The sequence below is a fragment of the Streptomyces sp. NBC_00310 genome (assembly GCF_036208085.1).
In the GTDB taxonomy this organism is placed as follows: Bacteria; Actinomycetota; Actinomycetes; order Streptomycetales; family Streptomycetaceae; genus Streptomyces.
This window is the reverse complement of record NZ_CP130714.1, coordinates 36,122-54,449: the sequence shown is the minus strand read 5'-3', so window position 1 is coordinate 54,449 and position 18,328 is coordinate 36,122. Positions and strand designations below refer to the sequence as shown.

The window sequence follows — 18,328 nt, the reverse complement described above, 5'->3', positions numbered from 1 at the left end:
CGCTAACGAGCCCTGTTCTCAAACCGGTATCACCGCCAGGCCGCCCGCTCTTAGGGGCCTCTCACCCCGTTCTCACCTGCTTGCGGCCGCCGCGCGCCGCACCCTTAACTGGTCGTGCGTCCCGGAGAAAGCGGCCCGCGTACCACCCTTTCGCCTGCCTCGCGCGCCGTCGTTTCCCAGCGCGTCTCCCGCCCCATGGCCGTACCAAGCCCGCACCCCCGCACCCCCGCGCCTTCGCGCGCCGCGGCCCGCCGGCCCCGCGCTCCAGGCGGGACACCCGACCGAAGGAGTCAGCAGATGCCGCACTCGCCGCAGGTGCTCATCGTCGGCGCCGGCCCCACCGGACTCGCGCTCGCGGCGGAACTTGCCGGGACCGGCGTCTCCTGCCTCGTCGTCGACCGGCACACCGAGCGCGGCACGCTCTCCCGTGCCTGCACCGTCGAGCCCCGCACCCTGGAACTCCTCGACATGCGGGGGCGGGCCGACGACGTCCTGGCCGCGGGACTGGAGTGCCCCAACCCGCCGCTCGGCAACGAGGACGGCCACCTGGACTACGGCCTCCTCGACACCAACTTCCCCTTCAGCCTGTCGATTCCGCAGTCCAGGACCGAGGATGCGCTGCAGAAGGCGGCCGAGAAGGCGGGCGCGGAACTGCTCTTCGGCACGTCCGTGACCGGCCTGGAACAGGACGACTCGGGCGTCGAGGTACGCATGGAAGGACCGGCCGGTCCCCTCACCGTGCGGGCGCGGTACGTCGTCGGGTGCGACGGCGTGTACAGCACCGTGCGCGAGGCGATCGGGGTGGAGTACGACGGCTGGAACTACGAGCAGTCCCTGATGATGGCCGACGCCCGGCTGAGCAGCCCGCCCGGGCCGGCCGAATACGCCCGGATCACCCGGCGCGGCATGGCGGCCTTCTTCCCCTTCAAGGACGGCACGTACCGGATCATCGTGCTCGACCGCCAGAAGTTCACCGTCCCCGCCGACGAGCCGCTGACCCTGGAGGACCTGAGCGAGAGCTGCGCGGCCATCCTCGGCCTGGACGCCGGCATCCACGACCCGCTGTGGCTGTCGCGGTTCCGCAGCTCCCAGCGGCACGCCAAGCACTACCGGGCCGGCCGGGTCCTGCTCGCCGGGGACGCCGCGCACACCCACATCCCCTCCGGCGGCCAGGGGCTGCAGACCGGCATCCAGGACGCGTTCAACCTCGGCTGGAAACTCCGGCTGGTGATCGAGGGCGCGGCGCCCGACGCCCTCCTGGACAGCTACGAGGCCGAGCGCTACCCGATCGCCGCCGACACCCTGCGCAAGACCGACCTGTCCTTCCGCTTCGAGACCTCCGACGGCCTGCCGGCCCGCATCCTGCGCAAGGTCACCATGTGGTCGATGCGGATCAGGGCGGTGCACCGGCTCAACGTCGAGCACCTGTCCGGACACGCCCTGCGGTACCCGCCCGACCGGGGCGGCCGCTGGGTGGGCCGCCGCGTGCCCGACCGCCCGCTCGCCGCGCCGCAGGCAGCGGGCCGGCTCTACGAGCTGTTCCGTGACGGCCACTTCGTCCTGCTCGGCCCGGACGACCGCGTACCACCGGCCGCGACCGCGTGGTCGGCGCGCCTGCGCACCGGTGTGCTCGCCGAACCGATCGGCGACCGCTGGCCGCGTCACGTCCTGATCCGGCCGGACGGATACGTCGCCTGGGCCGGCCGGACCCCGGACGCGGGCCTGGAAGGCGCGCTGCACCGCTGGTGCGGCGCCCCGCGACCGGCCGCCGGCTGACCCGCGCCGACCGACGGCCGGGCCACGCCTGCGCCCGGCCTTCCGCGGCCCACGACGGGCCCTACTGCCGTGCGGTCCGTCCGGGCGCGCGGCTGGGAGAACATCTGCGATGTCCGCGCTCTTCGTAGCCCTGATGCTTCCTCTCCTCGCCGCCGTCCACTACTACGTGTGGCGGCGCACGGTCCGTGACACCACGGTCCGCGGCTCCCGGCCGCGCCGCATCGGCACCGCGGTGATCATGCTGCTCGGGCTGTGCCTGGTCCTCGCGCCGCCGGGCGAGTGGACGCTGCCGAGGCCGCTGGCCGTCGCCGTGGTCTGGGCGGGCTTCCTGTGGGCGGCCGTGCTCCTCTACCTCACCCTCGCGCTCCTCGTCGGCGAGGCCGTACGCCCCCTCCTGCTGCGGGCGGCGCGGCACCGGCCGGCCGCCGCAGCCGAACCGGCCCAGGTCCCCGCCCCTGCCCCCGCCCCCGCCGCCGTGCCCGGAACGGGGACGGGGACGGGGACGGCAGCGGAGGAGGGCACGGCGGCCGCGGGCACGGCGCACACGGCACAGGCAGCCGTCCCCGATCCGTCCCGGCGGCTGTTCGTCGCCCGGGGCATCGCCCTGGCCGCGGGGGCCGCGGCGGCCGCGACGGTCGGCCACGGCGCCCGCACCGCGCTCGGCCCGCCCCGGCTCAAGCACCTCACCGTGCCGCTCACCCGGCTCGACCCGCGGGCCCACGGCTTCCGGATCGCCCTGGTCAGCGACATCCACCTCAACACCATCGCCGGACGCGCCCGCACCGAGCAGATCGTGGACCTCATCAACGGGACCGAACCCGACCTGGTCGCCGTCGTCGGCGACCTCGTGGAGGACGGCTCCGTACGGGACATGGGGCGGGCCGCCGAACCGCTCGCCCGGCTCCGGGCGGCCCACGGCAGCTTCTTCGTCACCGGCAACCACGAGTACCACGCCGGCGCGGAGCAGTGGCTCGACCTGGTACGGGATCTGGGCCTGCGCCCGCTGGAGAACGAGCACGTCGCGCTGGAGGGGTTCGACCTCGCCGGAGTCAACGACGTCACCGGCGAGGAGCACGGCCAGGGCCCCGACTACGACGCCGCCCTCGCCGGGCGTGACCCGGACCGGGCCGTGGTCCTTCTCGCCCACCAGCCCGTGCAGGTCCACGAGGCGGCCGAGCGTGATGTGGACCTGCAGTTGTCCGGCCACACCCACGGCGGGCAGTTCTGGCCCTTCACCTACCTCCCGGCCCTGTCCCAGCCCACCGTCGCCGGCCTCGACCGGTACGGCGACACCCAGCTCTACGTCACCCGGGGCACCGGTTTCTGGGGGCCGCCGGTGCGGGTGGGCGCGGACCCGGACATCACGGTCGTCGAACTGGCGTCGCCGCGCGCGTGATCCACGCCGGTCCGGCGCGGCGAGGACGACGAAGACCCGGCCCGGCCCCTCCGTGCCGCGCGCCTTCGGGCCCCTGCGGCAGGGGCACGCCCGCGGCGGGGCGCGGCGGGGCGGGGGCGGGAGTGGAAGGCGGCTGCCTGGAGTACCGGCGCCGGTGAGGGTGCCGCCCGGGCCGAGGAGCACATCGAGGGCGTCCACCCTGCGCCGGATGCCGGATGCCGGATGCCGGATGCCGGATGCCGGATGCCGGATGCCGGATGCCGGATGCGGGGTGCGGGGTGCCGGAGGGGCGCGGGCCCGGGGCGGCCTCGTCGAGCACGGCCGTCAAGCGCACGCCGACCGGCCTGCGGCCGTAACCGGCGCGGCTCTCGCGGGGGAGATCCCGGCCCGGGACTCCCTCCCCGACCACCTGCACCCGACCACCTGCACCCGACCACCCGCACCCGACGACCCGTGCGGCGCGGCCCGTCCCGGCCCCGCGACGTCCCGTACGAACCCGGTCACGTCCGTCCGCCCTCTCGCCACGTCTCAGGGCAGGGGCACGGAGGTCCCACCACCCCGAACGGATCGATCACATGGCCGTGCGGCGCCCGTGCGCAGCGCACGGTGGCCTCATCACCGGCCGGCGATCGCCATGGACCGCAGGGCGAGCGCGTCGACCTTTCCCCCCGCCGTCCTCGGCAGCGCGGGCAGCACCTCGATGTGATCGGGGCGCATCGCGTCGGGCAGCGTCTCGGCGATCTTCCGGCGCAGTTCCGCGTCCGCGACCTCGGTGTCCAGCGCCACGAAGGCGACGAGCCGTTCGCCCGCCTTCTCCTGACGCAGCAGCACCGTGCAGTCGGCGACCGCCGGATGCCGGCGCAGCGCCGCCTCGACCTCGCCGAGTTCGATGCGGAACCCGCGGACCTTCACCTGGTGGTCGACCCGGCCGAGGATGTGCAGCCGCCCGCCGGGCGACCACAGGCCGCGGTCACCGGTGCGGTAGAGGCGCCGGCCGGCCTCGAACGGGTCGGGCAGGAACCGCTCGGCGGTGAGCGCCGGCCGACGGTGGTAGCCGTGGGCCACGGCGGGACCGCCGAGGTAGATCTCGCCCGGCACGCCCGGCGGTACCGGCCGCAGCCGCGCGTCGAGCACGTAGGCACGGTAGTTGGGCACCGGGCGGCCGATCGGGATGCCCGCGCCGGCCGGCTCCGCGGGCCCGCAGCGGTGCGTGGTCGCCCATACGGCGCACTCGGTGGGCCCGTAGTCGTTGAACAGCGGCGCGTCGGGGCAGTGCCGCAGATGCTCGGCGACGGTCTCGGGTGTCAGCTGCTCCCCGCCCACGGCCACCATGGCGAACCGGCTCAGCACCGTCGCGTCCGCGACCTGGAGCACGATCCGGTAGTGCGAGGGCACGGCGTGGACATGGGTGATGTCCGCGCGCTCCAGCAGCCGCAGCAGCGCGATCGGGTCGTGCGCCTCCTTCTCGGTGGGCAGCACCACGGTGCCGCCACCGGTCAGTGCCCAGTACATGCCGCCCGCCGCACCGTCGAAGCACAGCGGCGGCAGCACCAGATCACGGCCCGGCGCGGGCCCGGCGGCGGCCCGTGCCGCGGTGGACGCGACGATCGCCCCGTGGTGCACGGCGATGCCTTTGGGCACCCCCGTGGAACCGGAGGTGTAGATGACGTACGCCGTGTCGTCGGGGCTGACCCGCACTCCGGGGCAGTGGCCGGGCAGGCCCTCCATGTCGGCGGGCAGCAGCACCGGCACCGGCACGTCGGCCTCGGGCGGCCGCGGGGCGAGCAGCGCGTCGGCGCCCGCGTCGCGCAGGATGTGCCGGATGCGCTCCGCCGGATAGGTCGGCTCGATGGGCACGTAGGCCGCGCCCGACTTCAGTACGCCGAGCATCGCGACCACCGACTGCGCGGCGCGCTCGGTGAGCAGAGCCACCAGGCGGCCCGGTCCGATGCCCTCGGCGCGCAGCCGGTGGGCCACCCGGTTGGCGGCGAAGTCCAGTTCACGGTAGGTGAGTTCGGTGTCGCCGCACACCACGGCGACCGCGTCCGGGGTGCGGCGGGCGCACCGTTCGACCAGGGTGTGCAGGCACACCTCTTCCACCGGGCGCGCCGGGCCGCGTGACCACGCCTGGAGCGCGGCCCGCTCCGCGCCGGTCGGCGCGTCGATGTCATGGACCGGGGTGTCGCCGAGCAGCGCCTGAAGGACGCCCGGCAGCCGCGCGGCGAACGCGGCGACCGCGTCCGGCTCGAAGAGCCCGGTGTCGTAGTCGACGCGCAGCCCGTCCCCGTCGGGGTCGAGCAGGACCAGCAGGCCGTGCCGGGCCACGGCGTCGGGGAGCCGTACCCCCGCCACCGTACGGTCGCCGACGCGCTGCGCCCCCAGCCGCCCGCCCGGGGCCACGGCGAGCGTCGCCCGGGTCTGCGCGGGCACGGGGGTGCCCGCGTCGACCGCCCGCTCGGCCCGCCGCAGCAGTGCGGTCCCCTTGAGCGTCTCGTCCACCCGCAGGGACACCGCCGCCGGGTCGGCGCCCGCGAGGAGGAGTCGGCTTTCCTCCGGGCCGCCGTACCGGGCGAGGAGTAGGTTCACGGCGGCCGCCAGGGCCGCCTCGGCGGGCATCCCGGCCGCCCGCAGCCGGTCGGCGACCGGCCCGGCCGGGATGTGCACCGTCGCCGCGACCCCCGACGGCGAACCGCCGGACCGCAGGGCGGCCGGCAGCTCTGCCGCCAGGGGCGCCGCGACGTCCCCGGCCCCCGCCCGCGGAAAGGGGGAGCCCGGGGTGAACAGCCACCGCATGACCGCGGCCGGCGGCAGCGGGGCGGCGGTGACGACGACCAGGAGGAACCGCTTCTCGGTGAGCCGGCCCAGGAGCACGCGGGCGTGCCCGGTGTCCGCGCGGGCGGCGGCCACCTCTTCCCGGACCAGCTCGCCCCACGCCGACTCGTCCGCCACGCCCGTCAGGTCGTGCACGGTGAGCGTGACCTGCGGCCGCTGCGCGGCGAGCCGGGTGCGCAGCGCCGGCACGTCCGCCGGGCCGCCGACGAGCCAGGCGTCGGCGAGCGGACTGTCCGCCACCGGCCTCGTGTTGTCGGACACGGTTCCTCCTGCTCTCGTCACGGGCGTCAGATCAGGACGCGTTCCCGCGCCGTGCGCCGGTGCGTGCGGGACTTGCGCAGATCCCGGGTGACGACCACCTTCTTCAGCCAGCGGTCGGTGCCGTCGAACCGGGCCTTGAACGCGCTGCGCCCGTGCACCGCCTTGAAGTTGTCGACCACCAGCAGATCCCCGGCACTGAGCGGCACGTCGACCAGGTTGCGCTGCAGCTCCCGGCACAGGGCGTCCAGCGCCTCGGTGGCCTCCCCATCACCCGGCAGGGCCGACATGAACTCCGGGTCGATGCGCAGGTACGGCTGCTCGGGATGGCCGAACAGCACGGCGCACGGCTCCGGATCGTCCTCCATCAGATGGATGGAGTGCGCCGTACCCTGGTGCTCGGTCAGCTGCTGCGCGTTCTTGAGCTGCAGCGTGTCCGGGCGGATGAGGAACCGGGGCTCGGACAGCACGGCACGCTGACCGTCCGTCAGTTCCACATCGTCCACACTGGCCACCACCGTGGGCACGGCATCGTGATTGCGCAGCCCCAGGAGCATCAGGTAGTCGCAGCGGTACGGGTGGAAGCCGTCCTCGGTGTGCCAGGCGAGCTCCACCGTGCCGTGCCCGCTCTGGGACTCCTCCTGCCCCGGCATGGGCAGCACGTCGTGCACGAGCCGGCCGCCCTGCAACGTCGACCATCCGAAGACGTCACCGAGGTGTGCCGAGGCCAGCAGCAGGAACACCGCGTGCGCCTCGGCCTCGGTGTCCCGCGGTACGTCGTGCCAGTGCTGCGGGGTCGGACCGATCCGGTCGTCGCCCACCGGCACGCCCCGCACCACCAGGGCCGACGCCGTTTCACCGGCCCGGAACTCCTGTAACTCCTTGACCAGGGACGACGGCAGCCGGTGGCCCTGGGACGGCAGGTCGTCGAACAGTTCCGGTGCGCTGCTCGACCCGTACCGGGCGAGCACCGATGCGGTGAGCGTGCGCAGCGCGCTCCGGTCGGCGTCGTCGAGGTTCACGTAGCGGATCACGCGCACCCCCCCGGCCCCGGCACACGCAAGCATTCTCGTATGTTCATCACATCCCCTTTCGCCGCGATCAACTGGCGGCGTCCTGCGGCACGATGTCCTCGGGTGCCGGCAGATAGCCGGCGTCGACCAGGAAGCGGAAGCAGGAGTGCGCCCACTCCTCGCTGACCGGAGGGCAGCTGATGCCCGAGCCCTCGAGCGCCTCGGTGAGCATCCGGCACTCGTCCATCGGGTTGATCTGCTTCTGCAGTTCCGGGTCGAGCGCGGCGTGGCGCATCGTGGCCACGCGCAGCAGCGGCGTCATCGGGAACAGGATGTGGTCCTCGTCGACGTTCAGGGCCTGCTGGCGGGCGTCCTCCTCGTCGATCACGTTCAGGTCGTAACCGAACGAGCGCAGCCACTGGTAGCACTGCGTCATCGTGGTCGGCGCCGGGTTGGTGATGTTGAAGTTCTTGCCGAAGTTCTCCTCCCGCAGGGACGTGTAGACGATGGCCTCGGCCGTGAAGTCCACCGGCACCGCGTTGATGACGTCGTTGTAGAGCGGCAGCACCCCCAGGTCCAAAAAGCCCCGCAGGTAGACGTACAGGTAGTCGGTGTGGTGCGAGGCACCGGTCTCGGTGTGGCCGGTGATCATCCACGGGCGCTGCATGGTGACCGGGATGCCGCGGTCCCGCGCGATGTACATGATCTTCTCCGCCAGCCACTTGCTGCGCGGGTAGCCCGTGGGGATCTTGATGGGCCGCGGGTCCAGGTCCTCCTCGGTGAACGGGCGCTCCGTGGCCGTGCCCATGAACACGTCGACACTGGAGACGAAGTGCACCGACTTCAGCGTCTCGGTGGTGGCCAGCCGCAGCACCTCCTTGGTGCCCTCGACGTTCGCCGGCCGCGCCGCCTCGTACGGATAGGTGAAGTTGACGACGGCACCGCTGTGGTAGATCACGTCGATCTCGGACGCGCAGGCCGCGAAGTCCTCGTCGTCCAGGCCCAGACGGGGCTTGGCCAGGTCACCGATGACCATCCGCATACGGGAGCGGTAGGACTCGTCCCAGGCGTGGTAGGTGCGCAGCGTCTGCTCCATGCGCTCCCACGCGGCCTCCTCGTTCTCCGCGCGGATCAGGCAGTGCACCATCGCCTCGGTGCGCTTGATCGCCTCCACCACGATGAACGCGCCCAGGTAGCCGGTGGCACCGGTGACCAGGACATGGCGCGGGTTGAACAGCTCGGCGCGCGGCAGATTCCCGGGCGTGATCTCCTCGGGAAGCGTGATCTCCGCGTGCAGCTCCTCCAGCTGCTGGGCGTACAGGACCTCGCTGTCGACGTTGTCGCGCTGGCGCCGGTCCTCCTCGATGGCCTGCGCGACACCGGCCACGGTCGGCACCCGGAAGATCTGCTCCACCGGCAGCGTCACCCCGTGCGTCCGCGACAGCTGCGCGGTCAGCCGCGCCACCAGCAGCGAGTTGCCGCCCAGCTCGAAGAAGTCCGCGGTGGCACTGACCGTGGCAAGCCCCAGCAGCGAGCAGAACGTCTCGGCGATCTCCGCCTCCAGCTCGGTGCCCGGCTCGACGAAGTCCTCCAGACCCAGGTCCGGGGCGGGCAGCGCCGCGGTGTCCGTCTTGCCGTTACGGGTGAGCGGCATCTTCTCCAGCGTCACGAACGCGCTGGGCACCATGTAGTCGGGCACCTGCTCCAGCACATGCTTGACCAGCGCTTCCTTCGTCACCACCCGGCCGATGACCGGAACGACGTAGGCCACCAGACGGGGCACACCCGGCTGGTCCTCGCGCACCATCACCGTCGCGGCGGCCACCAGCGGATGGCGCCGCAGCACGTTCTCGATCTCGGTCAGCTCGATACGGAAGCCACGGATCTTGACCTGCGTGTCGGCGCGGCCCAGGAACTCGATGGTGCCGTCCTGCCGGAAACAGGCCAGGTCACCGGTCCGGTACAGACGCGCCCCGGGCTCCTCGGAGAACGGGTCCGGCAGGAAGCTCCCGGCCGTCATCGCCGGCCGGTTGACATAGCCGCGCACCACACCCGCACCACCGATGTACAGCTCACCGGGCACCCCGGGCGGCACCGGGTTGAGCGCCTTGTCGAGCAGATGGATACGGGCGTTGGGGATAGGACGGCCGATCGGCACCCGGCTGCCGCGCGCGTCCTGGGCCGACACCGCGTGCACCGACGCCCACACGGTCGCCTCGGTGGGACCGTACTCGTTGAACAGCGCGACCCCCGGCGAGCGACGGAAATGCGTCTCCACCAGGCCGGGCGGCAGCACCTCACCGGCCAGGACGGTGGTGCGCACCGACGCGAACGCCTCGTCGTCCGTCTCCAGCAGCACGGCGTACTGCGAGGGCACACCGTCGACGTGCGTGACCTGCTTGGCACGGATCAGCTCGCTCAGCAGCCGCGGGTCGAGCACCTCCGTCTCGTTGGGCAGGACCAGCGTGCCGCCGCGCCGCAGCGTCCAGTACAGGCCACCGCCGGAGGCGTCGAAGGTGAACGGGGCGAGCACCAGATAGCGCTCCGGCAGCCCCGGCTGCTCGCACGCCGACCGGGCGAGCGTGGAGTGCACGATGTGCCGGTGTTCCACCGCCACACCCTTGGGACGGCCGGTGGAACCCGAGGTGTAGATGATGTAGGCCAGGCCGTCCGGGGCGACCTCCACCGCGGCCCGCTCGACCGGCTGCTCGGGGTCGGCGACCGGCAGCGGCACACCCCGCACGCCGGGCAGCTTGCCCGACAGGGCCTTAAGCGCGCTCTCGGCGCCGACGACGCACTCGATGCCCGCGTCCTCGGTGATGGCCGCGATCCGGTCCGCCGGATAGGACGGGTCGATCGGCACATACGCGCCGCCCGCCTTGAGCACACCGAGCAGGGCCACCATCGTGTGCACCGAACGGTCGGCGAGCACACCGATGCGGCTCTCCGGACCCGCTCCGTGCTCCGCGAGCCGCGCGGCCAGCGCCTCGGCGCGCAGGTTCAGGGAGGCGTACGTAAGCTCCGCCGTGCTGGAGGTGAGCGCCACCGCGTCGGGGCGGGCCGCCGCGCTCTGCTCGACGAGCTCGTGCAGCAGAGACGGACCCCCGTACTCGGCACCGGTGGCGTTCCAGGCGGCCAGCCGCTCCTGCTCGTCATGGCTGAGCAGCGGGAAGTCCGCCAGGGCACGCTCGGGAGCGGCGGCCGCCGACTCCAGCAGCAGCAGCATCCTGCCCAGCAGCCGCTCGACGGTGTCCCGGTCGAACAGGGCGGTGTTGAACTGCGCGCGCAGCACCAGCTCCCCGTCGCGCACCACCGCGTACAGGTCGATGTCGTGCGCCGTCCAGGTGACCGGCAGGTCGACCGGGCGGGCGGTGGCGCCCGGCAGCTCGCGGACCGCCCACTGCTCCTCGAAACCGAACAGCACCTGGAACAGCGGCGTGTGGCTCAGGTCGCGGGCCGGCTTGGCCGCGTCCACGATCTGCTCGAACGGCAGCCGCGCATGCCCCAGCGCCTGCGACAGCACCGACTGCGAGCGCCGCAGCAGACTCGACAGGGACTCGCCCGCCTCGAGTTCGAACCGCAGCGGCAGCGTGTTCTCCAGTGGACCCACCAGATCGGTGGCGCCCTCCTGCCAGGTGGGCGGCACCGGCACACCGACCGCGAAGTCGCTCTGCTGGGCATGGCGCGAGAGCACCGCCGCGAACCCGCTCAGCAGCACCCCGGACAGCGTGCCGCCGCCCGCCGCCGCGACCCCCTCGAGAGCCGCGTGCAGCCCGCGCGGCACGGAGACGCTCACCACGTCGGCGTCGATGGTCTTCACCGGCGGACGCGGCCGGTCCGTGGGCAGCTCCAGGGTGTTCAGACCCGACGTCCGCCCGCGCCAGAACGCAACGTCCCGCTCCGCGTCGTCACCGCCGAGCCACGCCTGCTGGGCGGAGCCGAGGGCCTGGATGTTCGCGACACCGGCGCCGGCCGCACCGCCGCCGCCGAGCTGCCCGGCGTACCCGGACAGGATCTCGTCGGTGAGCCGCCCGACCGAGGGACGGTCGGCCACCAGCTGATGGACGGTCAGGAGCAGGATGTGGTCCTCCTCCCCGAGCCGCAGCAGACTCGCCCGCACCAGCGGGCCCTGCGCCAGGTCGAACCGGCGGCGGGTCTCGGCCGCCGCGATCCGCTCCAGCTCCTCCTCCAGACGGCCGGGATCGACCTCGACCACCGGAAGCCGCAGCGACGCCACCGGCTTGACGGTGGCGAGCGCGTTGCCGTCCACCGTGCGGAACGTGGTGCGCAGCACCTCATGGCGCTGCACGACCGCCGCCAGCGCCTGCTGGAGCACGGCCGGGTTGATCCGGCCGGACAGCCGCACCGCGGTGCTGGTCTGCCACGGCCGCTTCTCGTCCAGCTGGATCAGCAGCCACAGACGGCGCTGCTCCAGGGTGAGGTTGCTGGTGAACGCCGATGCCGAGCCGTCGAGAAGACCGGCCAGGGCCGCGCGCTTCTCGTCAGCGGACAGTGAACTGATCTCATGCGCCGTGCTCATGTGCGGACTCCCGTCCTCGCTGTGGTGGTGGTCAGGCAGCGCGCTTGCGAACCGAGCGGGGACGCATATCGGTCCAGACCTTCTCGATGTGCTTGAGGCACTCCTGCTTGCTCCCGGTCCGGCCGGTGGCGGACCAGCCCGCCGGCACCGCCCGGTCGGCGAACCAGACGGAGTACTGGTCCTGTTCGTTGATGACGACCTGGAAGACCGTGTCGGCGTCGTCGATACCCATGCGTGGCTCCTGGTGATGTGAGGTGGTCGGTTGTGCGAATGTGGCTCGCGCGGATCACTTCAGCTGCCGCAGCAGCTGGTCGATCTCGTCGTCGGACATCCCCGCGAGCTGGCTGAGCACCGCCTCGTCGACGGTGGGCCGCCGCTCGCGGGCCCGCTCGAGTTCCTCGACGGCCGCGGCGAGACCGGTCGGGGTCGGCTGACGGAAGAACTCCCGGACGGGCACCTGGAGACCGAACTCCTCCCGTACCCGGCTGAGCAGCTTGGCGGCGAGCAGGGAATGACCCCCGAGGCCGAAGAAATCGGAGTGCACACCGACCTGCGGCAGCTTCAGAACCTCCCGGAACAGCTCCAGCAGCTGCCGCTCCACGTCGTTGCGCGGCGCGGCGTCCTCCAGCCCCTGCGCCGGCTGCTCCGGCGGCGCGGGCAGCGCCCCGCGGTCCACCGCCCCGTCGGCACCCAGCGGCAGTCCGTCGACCACCACGAACACCTCGGGAACCTCGCAGGCGGGCAGCGCGGCCCGGGCCCGGGCCCGCACCTGGGCGGCGAACGCCTCCCGCTCCGCCCGCCCGGCCGGCGTGCCCTCCGCGACGAGCCAGGCGACGAGAGCGCCACGCCGATCGGCCGTCACGGCCGCGCCGCGCACGCCCGGGAGGGCACACAGCCGCTGCTCGACCGCCGCCGCCGTGATCACCTGATCCCCGGCGAACAGCCGTCCCTCCGCGGGCCCCAGGACCTCCAGGGCACCGCCCCGGGATCGACGGCAGAGCAGCCCGGCCGAAACCGGAGGATGCGCGGCGTCGGCCAGATGCAGCTCGCCCACCACTCCCTCGGGCACCGGAACGCCTCGCACGTCGAGCACGCTGCGGACGGTGCCCGCAAGGGCAGGCCCCAGGTGACGGCCCCGCGAGCCGTCGAGCGGCGCCAGAGCCAGCGGCGTGGCCAGCGGCCGGGGAGCGGGACGGCCCAGGAACACCTGACAGCCGGTGCGCGCCAGCATGTCCACCAGCTCCGGGTCGAGGACCCCGCCGACGCAGACGAGCCGGGACCCCGCAGGCGGCGTCCACCCCGCGGTCAGCGCCCGCTGCCACGCCGGGGGAGCGGCGAGCACCAGCGCCCCGGGCGGCCCGCCCGGCGCCGGCGCCGGCCCCGACAGCATCAGGCTGCGGCCGTGCACCAACGGCATCAGCAGGTCCAGCGGGGACGGCGGCACGTCATCGCCGAGCAGCAGCACGTCGTCCTCGGCGCTCACCGACAGCCGCTCGGCCACCGCGGCCACCGCGGCGGCCAGCGCCCCGTGCGTCCACGCCGGCCCACCGCCCGCCCCCCGCCACGCGGGTGCGCCGGGGCCCGGCACGGCACCGGCCCCCACCGGATCGAAACGCGGCCCGGTGGTGATCAGCCACCCACCCGGCTCGCCCTCGTCCCGCCGCACGAAGGCGCCGTCGCGGTCGTGGCGATCGCCGTACGCCACCACACCCCCCACCTCCCACACCGCGAGGACGACGGCGAGCAGACCCGCCGACGCCTGCGGGGGAGTGGTGACCACGGTCCCCGGACCGGCGATGCCCTCCGCGCGCAGCGCCCGGGCCAGCGCGGCGGCCCAGTCACGCAGTTCACCCAGACTCACCACGGCGTCCGCGGCGGACACCGTCACCTCCTCCGCGCCGCGCCCCGCAAGCAGGTCAAGAACCGTGCGCCCGGCACCGGGAACGGGAACGGCGTCGGGAACGGGAACGGCGTCGGGAACGCGCCGGGCGACGCCTTCGCCCCCGCCCCCGCCCCCCGACGGCAGCGCCCCCACCGGCGTCTCCGGCTCCCGCACCGCCTGGGTGAGGATCTGCCGGTGCAGCTCCCCGATACGGGCCGCGGTCTCCTCGTCGTACAGCCCCTGGCTGTAGTCGAGCTGCAGGCGCAGCCCGTCGCCGTCCGGCAGCACCGTCAGCCACAGATCGAACTTCGCCGCCGTGCCGGTCAGTTCCACCGGGCTCATCGTCAGACCGGGCAACTCCACCGCCGTACCCGGTGTGTTGGGCATCGAGAACATCACGTCGAACAGCGGATTGCGGTCCACAGCACGGGCCTGCCCGACCTCCCGCACCAGCCGGTCGAACGGCATCCGGTCGTGCGAGAACGCGCCCACACACACATCACGGACCACGGACGCGGCCGCACCGAACCCCTCCCGCATCGGCAGCCGGGCACGCAGCACCAGCGTGTTGGCGAAGAACCCCACCAGATGCTCGGCGTCGGGATGGTGCCGCCCGGCCACCGGCGTACCCACGGCCACGTCGTCCTGCCCCGTCACCCGCGCCAGCGCCACCATGAACCCGGTGAGCAGCACCATGAACAGCGTCCCGCCCGACTGCCGGGCCAGACCCTCCAAAGAGGCCACCACCTCGGGAGCCAGCCGCTGCTCCACCCGGCCGCCCGCACCGCCGGCCCCTTCACCACGGGGCCGGTCCACCGGCAGCCGCAGGGGCTCCGTGCCCGCCAGGGCCTCGCGCCAGTACCCCAGCAGCCGCTCCATCCGCTCCCCGGCGACCTCCCGCTCCAGCCAGCCGACGTAATCCGCGTACTGCACGGGAAGCTCGGCCCAACCGGCACCGCCGCCCTCGCTCAACCCCCGGTAGGCGGCCGCGAGATCGGCATAGAACACATCCATCGACCAGCTGTCACACACCAGATGATGAACCGTCACGATCAGGGTGTGCCGCCGCGGCCCCTCCTTCACCAGGACCAGACGCACCAACGGCGGCGCGTCCAGGGCGAACGGCTGCTCCGCCTGCTCCCGCGCCAGACGCTGCACCCGCGCCCCGGCCTCCCGCGACGGCAGGCCCGAGCAGTCGACCACCGGCACCGACACCAGAGCCTCGGGCAGCACCAGCTGATGCGGCACCCCGTCGACCAGACCCACGCCGGTGCGCAGACTCTCGTGCCGGGCCACCACCTCGTTGACCGCCTGCTGCAGCAGCACCACATCCAGGTCACCGGCCAGACCGACCGCACTGACCACGTTGTAGGCGGCGTTGCTCTCCGGCGCGAGCTGGCACACGAACCACAGACTCCGCTGAGCCGGCGCCGCCGGCAGCACGAAGTAGTCGCTGTAGTCGCGGATCTCCCCACTGCTGACACCGCCGACATACGAGGAACTGCTCATCGGCTCCACGCCTCCCTTCCCAGCAGTGCGCCGACGGCTGTCTCGATGTACGCCACGACACTCCTCTCGTGGTCCTGCACGAAGAAATGACCGCCGGTGAACTCGCGTACGTCACAGTCCACCGACGTATGCCGGCTCCAGCCGCCGTCACCGCCCCGCACCAGCGGGTCCCGCGATCCGCGCAACACCCGCACGGGGACGGGCAGCGGCGGCCCCGGCGTATGCCGGTAGGTCTCCGCGAGCGTCAGATCGGCCCGGATGGTGGGCAGCATCAGCTCGATCAGATCGGCGTACTGCGGCAGAACCGGAACATCCAGCCCCTCCCAGGCCCGCAGCCGGCCGAGCAGCTCCTCGTCCGGCAGATGCCGGATCTCCTCGGCGTCGCCGTAACCCGGCGCATCCCGGCCGGAGACGAACAGCGCCACCGGCAACGGCAGTTCACGGACCTGCAGCCCACGGACCAGCTCATACGCCGCCAAGGCACCCATGCTGTGCCCGTACAACGCGTAACGCCGCCCCGTCAGCGGCCGCAACACCGGCACCACCGCATCGACGAGCGCGCCCACCTCGGTGAACGCCGGCTCCCGGATCCGGGCCTCCCGCCCCGGCAACTGCACGGCGGTGACCCGCAGCGCCGACGTATGACGGTGCCAGTTCCCGAACACCGACGCACTGCCCCCGGCATGCGGCAGACAGACCAATTCGCAGAGCGGCTCCGTCACTTCACCGAAGGATCTGAACCACCTCGAACTCAGCCGGACCGGGCCCACGCGTACCTCCACAGGAGATGACGAACGTAAATCGCGAAAAGCACTGCTCCCACACCACCGGATCAGGCCCAGGAATCAGATCTCCCGACCGAGTCACAACGCGGCCATCAATGCCTACCAGTTCCAAGGGAGGGCACGTCAATGACCCATCGCCCGCCTGATAGGCGAGCGATAAGAAACTGAGAGCCGAGTGAGAAACGAAGTGAGACCCGAACGAGAGACACGGCCCCTTTGATGGTGCGGCGGCACGTCCGGCGCCTTCCGTGCTGCCGTCCCACGGTCCCCGCTCCACCGAGACACACAGGGCCCCAGCGGCCAAGGGAAATGGAGTCCGCCGATGTCGACCCCCGCTCGCTCCACACTCGTGCACACCCTGGCCGGACACGCCGCCACCCGCGGCGACCGGACGGCCTACGAGTACCTGCACGACGACGGCCGAGTGGACACCCTCACCTACCGACAACTCCTCGACCGGGCGGCCAGGGCGGCGACACGACTACGGGCGGACACCACCCGCCCCGGCGGGCCCGCCCTGCTGCTCTACCCGCCCGGCCTGGACTTCGTCATCGCCGTATGGGCCTGCTTCCTGGCCGGCGTACCCGCGGTGCCCTGCTACCCGCCGCTGTTCGGCCCGACCGAGCGCATCGCCGCCCGCTTCGCCCGCATCCTCGACGACTCCCGCGCCACCACCCTGCTCGCCGACCCCGCCGTCCTCGGCCTGCTGACCGCCGGCCTCCCCGCCGGACGACTGCCCCGCGTGGTGACCCTCGACAGCACCGGCGAACCGGAGAAGGACCAACCCCCGCAGCGGGACATCGACCACCTCCTCGAAACCGCACCCGCCCCCCACGACGTGGCCCTCATCCAGTACACCTCCGGCAGCACCGGGCAACCCAAAGGCGTCGTCCTGGAACACCGCAATCTCCTCGCCAATATCAAGGCGATTTCAGACGTGTTCCGCCTCGACGAAACAGCACGGGTGATCTCCTGGCTGCCGCCGTATCACGACATGGGACTCATCGGATTCATCCTCACCCCGGTCCACGGCGCATTCCCGGTACGCCTCATGTCCCCCATGCATTTCCTCAAGAAGCCCCTCGACTGGCTGCGACAGATCAGCGAACTCGGCATCACCCACACCGGCGGACCCAATTTCGCCTACGACCTGTGCCTGCGCCGCGCCGAAACCGCCGACCTCTCCGGCCTCGACCTGAGCACCTGGCGCCTGGCCTTCAACGGCGCCGAACCGATCCGGCCCGCCACCCTCACCGACTTCACCCGGCGCTTCACCCCGCACGGCTTCCACGCCACCTCGTTCCTGCCCTGCTACGGCCTGGCCGAGGCCACCCTCATCGTCACCGGCCGCCACTGGACGGGCCCCGAAGAGACCGGCGAGGACGGCCGCGTCGACTGCGGACCGGTCATCGACGGCCACCACCTCGCCGTGGTGAACCCCGACACCACACAGCCCGTACCGGACGGCACCGAAGGGGAACTCTGGATCAGCGGCCCCAGCATCAGCACCGGCTACTGGAACACCACCGGCATCCCCGACAGCGACCTCTTCGGCACCCTCGACGGCACCCGCTACCTGCGCACCGGCGACCTGGGCCGACTCCACGACGGCCACCTCACCGTCACCGGCCGGCGCAAGGACGTCCTCATCCAGAACGGTGTCAACCACCACGCCCACGACCTGTGCGCCGCCGCCGTCGAGGACAACCCCGCCGTCCGCCCCGCCGCAGCGGCGTTCAGCGGCCCGGACGAGGAGATCATCATCGCCGTGGAAGTGGCCGGCAAGGACCACGACCCCGCACAGCTCGCCGCCGACATCCGCGAACGCGTACTCGCCGCCACCGGAGCCCGCGTACACACCGTCGTCCTCTGCCCGCCCCGCACCATCCCCCGCACCACCAGCGGAAAAATCCAGCACTCCCTGGCCCGCACCCGCCACCTCACCGGCGACCTGGGCGGCCACGCCGTCACCGCCCACACGACCCTCGCCGCCGAGGAGGACGCCGGCCTGATCACCGCCTTCCTCTCCTCCGTCTTCGCCGCCGTGTGCCAGGTCCCCGCCTGCGGCCCCGACGACACCCTCACCTCCATCGGCGGCGACTCCCGGCGCGCCGCCGAGATCGCCGCCGTGGTCGAGGACGCACTCACCCTCCCCGTCCCCGTCGAAGAGGTCCTGCGCGCCCAGTCGCCCCGCGAACTGACCGCCACCCTCTCCCAGCAGTGGGCCGAGGACGGCATACGCACCCAGCACGCCCTGGAACGCGTCAAGGCGCTGCTCCCGCACGGCGCCTGACCCCCCACCACCGGTACCGCACCAGCCTGCGGCGGACCGGACCG

Annotated in this window: 8 protein-coding genes and 3 pseudogenes; 3 read left to right on the top strand and 8 right to left on the bottom strand. The window is 72.8% G+C overall.

Annotated elements, in window-relative coordinates:
- Positions 1 to 297: 297 nt before the first annotated feature.
- Positions 298 to 1,776, top strand: a complete 1,479-nt coding sequence (locus OG202_RS00160) for an FAD-dependent monooxygenase (RefSeq protein WP_327726205.1) — start codon at positions 298 to 300, stop codon at positions 1,774 to 1,776.
- 109 nt (positions 1,777 to 1,885) lie between these two features.
- Positions 1,886 to 3,172: a metallophosphoesterase gene (locus OG202_RS00155; RefSeq protein WP_328222105.1), complete on the top strand. Its 1,287-nt coding sequence runs from the start codon at positions 1,886 to 1,888 to the stop codon at positions 3,170 to 3,172.
- Positions 3,173 to 3,787: 615 nt separating this feature from the next.
- Here the strand turns inward: OG202_RS00155 and OG202_RS00150 are convergent.
- The 8 genes and pseudogenes from OG202_RS00150 to OG202_RS00125 all read right to left on the bottom strand — a co-directional run bounded on the left by OG202_RS00150 (position 3,788) and on the right by OG202_RS00125 (position 15,928).
- On the bottom strand, positions 3,788 to 6,265 hold the full coding sequence (locus OG202_RS00150; RefSeq protein ID WP_327726203.1) for an amino acid adenylation domain-containing protein: 2,478 nt from the start codon (positions 6,263 to 6,265) through the stop codon (positions 3,788 to 3,790).
- 26 nt (positions 6,266 to 6,291) lie between these two features.
- Positions 6,292 to 7,296: a guanitoxin biosynthesis L-enduracididine beta-hydroxylase GntD gene (gntD, locus tag OG202_RS00145; RefSeq protein ID WP_326585345.1), complete on the bottom strand. Its 1,005-nt coding sequence runs from the start codon at positions 7,294 to 7,296 to the stop codon at positions 6,292 to 6,294.
- A 67-nt stretch (positions 7,297 to 7,363) separates the two neighbouring features.
- A pseudogene (locus tag OG202_RS46300) lies at positions 7,364 to 8,818 on the bottom strand (thioester reductase domain-containing protein); the annotation flags it as partial.
- 99 nt (positions 8,819 to 8,917) lie between these two features.
- Positions 8,918 to 10,366 (bottom strand): annotated as a pseudogene (locus OG202_RS46295) (non-ribosomal peptide synthetase); the annotation flags it as partial.
- A 57-nt stretch (positions 10,367 to 10,423) separates the two neighbouring features.
- Positions 10,424 to 11,815, bottom strand: a pseudogene (locus tag OG202_RS46290) (condensation domain-containing protein); the annotation flags it as partial.
- Between the two features lie 31 nt (positions 11,816 to 11,846).
- On the bottom strand, positions 11,847 to 12,047 hold the full coding sequence (locus OG202_RS00135) for an MbtH family protein (RefSeq protein ID WP_326585347.1): 201 nt from the start codon (positions 12,045 to 12,047) through the stop codon (positions 11,847 to 11,849).
- A 54-nt stretch (positions 12,048 to 12,101) separates the two neighbouring features.
- Complete coding sequence (locus tag OG202_RS00130; RefSeq protein WP_327726201.1) at positions 12,102 to 15,206, bottom strand: condensation domain-containing protein; 3,105 nt, start codon at positions 15,204 to 15,206, stop codon at positions 12,102 to 12,104.
- A complete protein-coding gene (locus OG202_RS00125; RefSeq protein WP_326585349.1) occupies positions 15,203 to 15,928 on the bottom strand; it encodes a thioesterase II family protein in 726 nt (241 codons plus the stop codon). Before OG202_RS00125 ends, OG202_RS00130 begins: the two co-directional genes overlap by 4 nt.
- A 385-nt stretch (positions 15,929 to 16,313) precedes the next feature.
- Here OG202_RS00125 and OG202_RS00120 point away from each other — a divergent pair, with 385 nt between their 5' ends.
- Positions 16,314 to 18,284 (top strand): AMP-binding protein, encoded by a 1,971-nt coding sequence (locus OG202_RS00120; RefSeq protein WP_328222103.1) that lies wholly within the window; start codon positions 16,314 to 16,316, stop codon positions 18,282 to 18,284.
- The last annotated feature ends 44 nt before the right edge of the window (positions 18,285 to 18,328 follow it).

Excerpts from the sequence above, each read along its gene's own strand:
- OG202_RS00135 (WP_326585347.1), bottom strand. The coding sequence starts at position 12,047 with ATGGGTATCGACGACGCCGACACGGTCTTCCAGGTCGTCATCAACGAA.
- OG202_RS00160 (WP_327726205.1), top strand. The coding sequence starts at position 298 with ATGCCGCACTCGCCGCAGGTGCTCATCGTCGGCGCCGGCCCCACCGGA.
- OG202_RS00155 (WP_328222105.1), top strand. The coding sequence starts at position 1,886 with ATGTCCGCGCTCTTCGTAGCCCTGATGCTTCCTCTCCTCGCCGCCGTC.
- OG202_RS00120 (WP_328222103.1), top strand. The coding sequence starts at position 16,314 with ATGTCGACCCCCGCTCGCTCCACACTCGTGCACACCCTGGCCGGACAC.
- OG202_RS00130 (WP_327726201.1), bottom strand. The coding sequence starts at position 15,206 with ATGAGCAGTTCCTCGTATGTCGGCGGTGTCAGCAGTGGGGAGATCCGC.